The sequence below is a fragment of the Myxococcus vastator genome (assembly GCF_010894475.1).
In the GTDB taxonomy this organism is placed as follows: Bacteria; Myxococcota; Myxococcia; order Myxococcales; family Myxococcaceae; genus Myxococcus; species Myxococcus vastator.
This window is the reverse complement of record NZ_JAAIYB010000427.1, coordinates 1-7,227: the sequence shown is the minus strand read 5'-3', so window position 1 is coordinate 7,227 and position 7,227 is coordinate 1. Positions and strand designations below refer to the sequence as shown.

Annotated in this window: 6 protein-coding genes; 2 read left to right on the top strand and 4 right to left on the bottom strand. The window is 71.7% G+C overall.

All coding sequences use genetic code 11. From position 1 onward, the window contains the following. A partial coding sequence (locus G4D87_RS30385; RefSeq protein WP_163786198.1) for an acyl-CoA dehydrogenase family protein occupies positions 1–881 on the top strand: 881 nt, incomplete at its 5' end. Between the two features lie 9 nt (positions 882–890). On the opposite strand, the gene G4D87_RS30380 is transcribed toward G4D87_RS30385, so the two are convergent. From G4D87_RS30380 to G4D87_RS30370, 3 genes are all read right to left on the bottom strand, one after another. Continuing rightward, on the bottom strand, positions 891–2,258 hold the full coding sequence (locus tag G4D87_RS30380; RefSeq protein WP_240358731.1) for a zf-HC2 domain-containing protein: 1,368 nt from the start codon (positions 2,256–2,258) through the stop codon (positions 891–893). Between the two features lie 29 nt (positions 2,259–2,287). Continuing rightward, a complete protein-coding gene (locus G4D87_RS30375) occupies positions 2,288–2,848 on the bottom strand; it encodes an RNA polymerase sigma factor (protein ID WP_163786196.1) in 561 nt (186 codons plus the stop codon). A gap of 133 nt (positions 2,849–2,981) precedes the next feature. Continuing rightward, positions 2,982–3,134: a hypothetical protein gene (locus tag G4D87_RS30370; protein WP_163786193.1), complete on the bottom strand. Its 153-nt coding sequence runs from the start codon at positions 3,132–3,134 to the stop codon at positions 2,982–2,984. Positions 3,135–3,307: 173 nt separating this feature from the next. Between G4D87_RS30370 and G4D87_RS30365 the strand changes: the two genes are divergently transcribed. After that, positions 3,308–4,315, top strand: coding sequence for a cupin-like domain-containing protein (locus tag G4D87_RS30365; RefSeq protein WP_163786195.1), 1,008 nt, complete (start codon positions 3,308–3,310; stop codon positions 4,313–4,315). A 27-nt stretch (positions 4,316–4,342) separates the two neighbouring features. Here G4D87_RS30365 and G4D87_RS30360 read toward each other — a convergent pair whose 3' ends face one another. Further along, positions 4,343–7,087, bottom strand: coding sequence for a CHAT domain-containing protein (locus tag G4D87_RS30360; RefSeq protein ID WP_163786194.1), 2,745 nt, complete (start codon positions 7,085–7,087; stop codon positions 4,343–4,345). Positions 7,088–7,227: the final 140 nt, after the last annotated feature.

Below are 7,227 nucleotides of genomic sequence, written 5' to 3'. Positions count from 1 at the left end.
CCCGCGAGGAGTTCGACGCCGTCTACGCCCCGGGCCCCAATGCCACCGGGGGCGGCGCCTTCAATGCCCAGGGCAAGGCCGTGCAGGTGGACGGCGGCTACCGCGTCACCGGTCACTGGAACTTCGCCACCGGCTGCCGCACGAGTGAGTGGCTGTTCGGCAACTGCGTCGTGCTCGACCCGGACGGCAAGCCTCGCCCGGGCCCCGCCGAGGGCCTGCCCGAGACGCGCGCCATGCTGCTGCCCGCCAGCGAGGTCCGCATCATCGAGCACTGGGACGTGCTCGGCCTGCGCGGCACCGGCAGCCACGACATCGCCATTGACGCCTTCGTCCCCCAGCAACGCACCTTCGACATCTTCACCGGCCAGCCCTGCGTACCGGGCGCCAACTTCGTGGTGCCAGTGCTCCACTACGCCATGCACATCGGCGCGGTGGCGGTGGGCATCGCCCAGGGCGCGGTGGATGACCTGCTCGCTCTCGCCCGCTCGGGCAAGCGCCGGCTGTACGCGCGCACTTCACTGGTGGACTCCCCCGTGTTCCGCAACCGGCTGGGCCGCGCCGAGACAGGCGCCCGCGCCGCGCACGACGCGCTCCGCCGCATGGGCGAGGTGTTCTGGGAGGCCTGCCAGGAATCCCCCGTGAGCGCCTTCGGCCTCGCGCCCCAGGTGTCCTCCACCCTGACCTGGGCCGTGGAGACGGCCGCCGAGGTGGTGACGGCCTGCTACCACGCGGGCGGCGCGACGTCGGTGCGCGACGGCGCCTCGCTCCAGCGCCGCTTCCGCGACATCCACACCCTCACCCAGCACGCGGCCGTGGCGGAGGGCTGGTTCACCCAGGAAGGCAGCGCCCTCCTGGGCTTCCCCGTCCTCTTCGAGGCCTGAAGCGAGCGCTCAGTTGATTTCAGCGCACGGGAAGAGCGTGTTGTACGCGCCACACGTGCGCAGCGTGGCCAGCAGCAGGTGCTCGGCGTTGGCCGCGCGGCCGGACGCATCCTCGCTCCGGGCCCGCTCACGCTCGGCCAGCAGGTTGAGCCACGGGTCCCTGGAGCCATGGGCGTAGCGCTGCAGTGCCTTGAGCGACTCCGCGTCCCGAGCGGCCTCTCCCGTGTGGAGCAGCGCGCCGACGTACAGGTCCGTCTCCTGGGAGACGCGCAGCCGCTCCAGCAGACCGGGGACGGACTCCCCCTTCACCAGCCGCGCATAGTCCTCCGCCAGCGGCGCACGCGCCTGGAAGTCATGAGCCGCCACAGCCCGGACGTAGTCCTGGAGCACCGTGCCTTCCCCCAGCCGGTCCAACGCCGCGGCGAGCGGCAGCAGCGAGGCCACCGCGCCCGCCGAGGTGGCCGAGCGCACCGCTTCATAGAGCGCCGCGCGCGTCACCGCGGGCTGCTGGTGCACCAGGTACGACGCGTCCGCCGTCTTCTCGGTGAGCTGCGTCCACGTCTCCCGCACCTGGCGCCGCCACCGGGCGGCCTCCGCGTCACGCAGCGCGCGCAGCTCGTCCGCGCGCTTCTCCGCGGCCACCTTCCAGCCCGCCTCCTGGCCCGGCAGCGACGCGACGTCGCGGAACGACGCCTCCGCCTGCTTCAGCAGGCCCAGGCCCCGCAGCGCCAGGCCCCGGTTCCACAGCGCCTGCGCGTGCCGCGGCTCCTGGCGCAGCGCGCCGCCGAGCAGGTCCAGCGCCTCCTCCCACCGCTGCCCGCTGAGGGCCACCACCGCGCGGTCATTGTCCCGGTCCGCCGAGGCCGGTGCCCGCGACAGGAAGGACTCCGCTTGCTGCCAGTCCCCGCGCAGCGCATAGGCCGCGGCGATGCCCCGGAAGTCCCGCTGCTCCTCCAGCTCCGCCAGGGGACGCAGCGGCAGCGGGTTCGCGGCGCCGGACGTGCCGCGCATCGGCTCGTAGGGCAGGAAGCGGTCCGCCATCGGGTGGCTGAGCCGCGCCTCCAAGGTCCGCACGTCCGCGCCCGCCAGCCACACGTCGGCGGGGGCCTCCGGCTGCGTCTGGAGACGGAACACGCCCACCGCCGCCAGCCCCGCCGCCAGCGCCACCGGCACCACCGTGCGGGACACCCGCTGCATCCACGGCCGCAGCGGCGTCACCTTCGCGGGCGGCGGCTCGGCGACGCTGGCGCTGCCCAGGGCGCGGCTGGCCAGCAGCTCCAACTGGAGCAAGTCCCTCAGCCCCGCCTCGCATTCAGGACAACGTCCCAGGTGCTGGCGGAAGACCTCCGCGTCGGGAGCGGACAGCTCTCCGTCCACGAAGAAATGTAGGTTGGTGCATGGAGAAATCATGAGCTCGTGGCCCCCTGCTCCCGGGCTACCACCACCTGGGGCAGCAGCAGTTCCTTCAAATCCCTACGGGCCAGGGTGAGCCAGCTGCCCACGGTGCCCACGGGAACATTGAAATGCTCGGCGATGGCGTTGTAGCGCTTGCCCTCCGCGTGAAGGCGGTAGGCGTCACGCAGGTGCGGCTTCAGCCGCTCGATGGCCTTCTGGAAGGCGTCGGTGCTCACCAGCTCCCAGTTCTCCTGGGTCTCGTCTGGTGACATCGCCAAATCCTGCACCAGCGCCAGGTGCGGCATCCCCCGGGACTCCGTCCGCTGGCGGCGGCAATAGTCCAGGAAGCGGTTCGTCATCGTCGTACACAGCCACGCAGCCGCCGCGGAGTCCGTCCGGTCCTTCAGATGCTCGAACTCCGGCATCGCCCGCTCGAAGGTCTCCTGGACGAGGTCCTCCGGCTCCAGGCTGGAGCGGGCACACAACCGGCGGGCCAGCCCGAGGAGGCTGGGCCGATGCTGACGGATGAACGCTTCAAAGCGCCTCCGCTCCCGGTTGAAGAGGTTGGACATTCAGCCCCACTCACATGCGCGCCTGCGCGTTCCCCAGTCAGAAACGCGCGGCGTTCCGATCCTTGAGAAGAAAAAGAAAGACCCGGGCAGAAAAATGCCCGGGAGGGTGAAAAACCCCGCCCGGGCCTGGCGCTTAGCGGGCCTGGCCGGGGCCCAGATGCTCCGGCCCGGCCAGGGGAGGAACCGCGGGCGACGGCAGCGGGAGCCGCTTGCGCGGGGCGACGCTGGCCGTGTCGCAGTTGACGTAGGTGTTCTTCACGTGGGCTTCGCCGGACTCGGAATCCAAGCTACCGGCCATAAGGGATTCGACGGGCGTCATGAGCGCTCGCACCTCGCGATGGGGATGGTTTGAAAGCTAGACATGGGTGATACGGCAACACGTACAGTCCTTATCACGACACGCGCCAACCCCGAGCATCTGACGGGGCGACTCGCGACATGGAATTCACGGAGTTCTGAATGAACAGGGACGACTCGCGCCTGGCATTGGAGTGGCACACCTGGCTGGCGGAGAACCTCGCCCTGGGCGTGAGCACGGAGGACGCGCAGCGGGTGCTGGTGGACGCGGGCGTGGAGGCGTCGCTGGCGCAGCGGGAGATTGCCGCGGCGCAGGCGCACCCCTACGTGGTGGCGGCGCGGCGGATTGGCCGGCGCTACGAGTGGCTGGAGGCGCTGGCGGACCTCTACGCGGAGCTGCACCGCCAGTCCGGCGCGGTGACGCTGGAGAAGCGCCGCGGGGTGAGCCCGGAGGAGTTCTTCACCCGCTACTACTTCGGTCACCGGCCGGTGGTGCTGCAGGGCTTCATGGAGGACTGGCCGGCGATGCGCCGCTGGTCGCTCGCGGACTTCCGGGAGCGCTTCGGGGACGTGGAGGTGGAAATCATGTCCGGGCGCGACACCAATCCGGACCATGCGTCGCAGCCCGACAAACACCGCCAGGTGGTGACGCTGCGCGACTACGTCCAGCGGGTGGAGACGGACGGAGAGACGAACGACTTCTACATGGTGCCGCGCAACGAGAACTGGAAGCGTGACGGGCTGGCCCGGCTGCGCGAGGACATCCGCGCGCCCGCCGGCATCATCGACCCGGAGCTGCGCCCGGACATGACGACGCTGCTGCTGGGCCCGCCGGGCACCGTCACCCCGCTCCACCACGACAACATGAACGTGCTGCTGGGCCAGGTGATGGGCCGCAAGCACGTGCGGCTGGTGCCGTCCTTCCAGCGCCACCTCGTCTACCCGCGCCATGGCACCTTCAGCGCCGTGGACGCGGCGAGCCCGGACGCGGCGCGCTTCCCGCTCTACGGAGAAGCCACCGTCCTGGAGGGCGTGGTGGAGCCGGGCGAGCTGCTCTTCCTGCCCGTGGGGTGGTGGCACTGGGTGCGCGCACTGGACGTGAGCGCCACTGTCACGTTCCATCATTTCCAGCTCCCGGGAGGCAACACGCACCTGAGGACTCCGCAGTAGACGGCCGCACCGCGCGGACGCCCGCACTCAATAGGACTCCACGAGGATGACGTGCCGGGTCCACCCGGCGCGGCTGTCCCGCTCCAACCAGCGCTGACGCTCGTCCCGCAGGGCCACCGCCGGCGCGGCGCCTTCACGGATGCGGCGCCGGACGCCATCGAAGAAACGTCCGGCGGCATCCGGGATATCCACCGTGGAGGCCAGCACCGCCCGCGCGCCCGCGTCGATGAAGGCCGCGGGCAGGCTGAAGGGCTCGTGGCTGGTGGTGGTGCTCGCCGCGCGGCCGGCGCTGCACGCGGCCAGGAACACCAGGGGCGCCCCCGTGAGCTTCTGCTGCCGCACCACGTCCGCGGTGAGCGCGTAGCGGCCGCTCGTCTCCGGGGACAGCACCACCAGCGACGCGTCCGAGAGCGCCGGGTCCATGATGCCGTGGGCGTGGATTTCGATTTCGGTGGCGTCCCGCATGTCCGCCAGCACGCGCGCGGGCGTGGCGTCCGAGCCGGACAGCACCTGCAGCGGCACCGCCTCCGGCTCCTGCGAGGGCAGCCACTGCGGCAGCCGCGGCAGCTGGAGCAGCGCGGGCGCGTCCACGCTGGAGACGACGAGCCGACGGGCCGTGGGCGTGGTGCGCGGCTGCGCCGTGCGGCCGAGCCGGAAGCTCCAGGGCACCTCCGGCGGCAACAGGTCCGTGCGGCCGAAGACAGGCGGCCAGGCGAGCACGTCCACGCGCTCGCAGCCACGCAACACCGCGCGCAGCCGCTCCGGCACCAGCCGCGAGGTGTCCGCGCGGCTGAAGGGCCCCTGCCGGTCCGGCTCATAATGGCCCAGCACCTGGCCTTGCGTGCCGCGCGCCACCAGGACCGTGCGCTCGCCGTGCACCGCCGCCGCCAGGGCGCAGCGCTGGGGCACGGGCGTGCCGAGCTGCGCGGCCATCAGCTCCAGCGCCTGGGTGTACTCGCCCGCCTTGCCCGCGTCCGTGACGAGCGACGAATAGCTCAGCGCCCAGGCCTCGCGCGCCAGCGAATCTCCCCGAGGCAGCGCCTCCGCCTCGGTGAGGGTCCGCCGCAGCAGCGCCACCCCCCGCGCCCTGTCGGAGTCCAGCAGGAAGCGGCCCTCCACGTAACGGGCATACACCGCGTCGCTGGGCATGGGGTTGCTGTGGTTGGCCCACGTGAGGGCCCGCCGCAGCAGCGCCTCGTCCCCGGGCTTCGGCCGGGTGCGCGCCAGCTCCGCCAGGTTGACGGCGAACAGCAGGCTCAGCGGCTCGTTCTCGCAGGCGGCGTTCGCGTCCACCTCGCGGCGCGCGTCGTCCATGCTGTTGTCCAGGTAGTACGTGTGGGCCAGGTTCTCCCGGGGCCAGACGCAGTTGCCGCGCCCGCGGGCGGACCACTCCTCGACATAGGCGCGCGAGCTGGCGAAGTCCCCGCGCGAGCGGGTGATGGCGGCCAGCGCCTCCAGGGCGGTGAACTCCATGTCCCACTCACGGAGCTGGCGCGCCCAGGCCCAGGCGGTGCGGGCATGCTGCTCGCCTTCGGTGAGGCGCTGGAGGTCGGCGTAGAGGATGCCCAGCCGCAGCTCCAGGTCCACGCAGCGCGCGGACAGGCCGTCCTCGCGGCAGCGCTGGAGCGCGTTGAAGATGCGCTGCTCGGCCTTCCACCACTGGCCCTCGGCCGTCTCGCGGATGGCCTCCTCACGCTCGATGTAGAGGTTGAACCAGGGGTCGTTCTGGCGCTTCGCGCGCTCCACGACCTGGGTCAACATGCGGCGCGTGGCGCGCATGTGCTGGACCGTGCCCAGGAAGAGGTCGTCCTCTCCCGAGGCCAGCACCCGCTCCAGCAGCGTGTCCGGCTGGCTCAGCTTGCCGCGCACCAGCGACGCGTACTCGCGCGACAGTGCGCCGCGGCGCGTGAAGTTCCGGCGGCTCACCCGCTTGACGTAGTCCGTCAGCGTGGAGCCGCCGTGGCCGCGGTCCAGCTCCTGCGCCAGGGGCAGCAGGGTCAGGACCCGCTCCTTCGACGGCGCCGCGCGGACCACTTCATAGAAAGCCTGCCGGACGATGCCCGGGTCCTTGCGGGCCGCCTCCAGCGGCAGCGGCGCCTGAGGGTCATCCACCAGCGCCAGCGTGGCCTCGCGCGCCTCCTTCCACCGGCGGGCGCGCTCCATCGTGGCGTCGCGTTGCTCGCGAGCGTTGGCCTTCGCCTCGCGGCTCCAGCCCGCCTCCCCCATCAGCGCCACCTGTTCGAAGGTGTCCGCCGCCTTCATCGTGAGCCCCATCGACTGGAGCACCAGCGCGCGGTTCCACATGGCCTGCGCATGCCTCGGCTGCGCCTTCAGCACGCCGTCCAGCAACCGCAAGGCCTGCTCATGCGCGCCGCGGGCGAGGTACACCGCCGCCAGGTCACTGTCGCGGTCCGGCGAGGCGGGCATGCGCTCCAGGAACGAGGCCGCCTGGTTCCACTCACCCTGAAGGGCATACGCGGAGGCGATACCGGACAGGTCACCCGCCTCCTCCAGACGGGCGAGGTCGCGCAGCGGAATGGGTTCGGGAGCAACGGGGCAGCCGCCCGCCGACGTGCGTGGCCGGTAGCGGTCCGCTTCGGGGTGCGTGAGCCGGGCCTCGATGCGTGACGCGGAGCGCCGCTCTGCCCAGAACTGCGCGGAGACAGGTGCCCCGCTCCCCTTGGAGGGCGTGCGGGCAAGAAGGACGGTCAACACCAAGACGGGCGTGGCCAGCGCCAGGACCAGGACTTTGTCGTACGCCGGCTTCAACATACTGCCCCCTCGGGCGCCATCCCCCAAGCAGCCGCCCAGCTACCGCGTTGTACACCATCCACCGTTCCCCACCGACTTCCGGCGGAGGCTGGGCAACCCGCGACAGACGCCTGGCGCATTACCCCCCGCGGCATTTCTCC

Coding starts and splice junctions, on each gene's coding strand:
- G4D87_RS30360 (WP_163786194.1), bottom strand. CDS start 7,087: ATGTTGAAGCCGGCGTACGACAAAGTCCTGGTCCTGGCGCTGGCCACG.
- G4D87_RS30375 (WP_163786196.1), bottom strand. CDS start 2,848: ATGTCCAACCTCTTCAACCGGGAGCGGAGGCGCTTTGAAGCGTTCATC.
- G4D87_RS30365 (WP_163786195.1), top strand. CDS start 3,308: ATGAACAGGGACGACTCGCGCCTGGCATTGGAGTGGCACACCTGGCTG.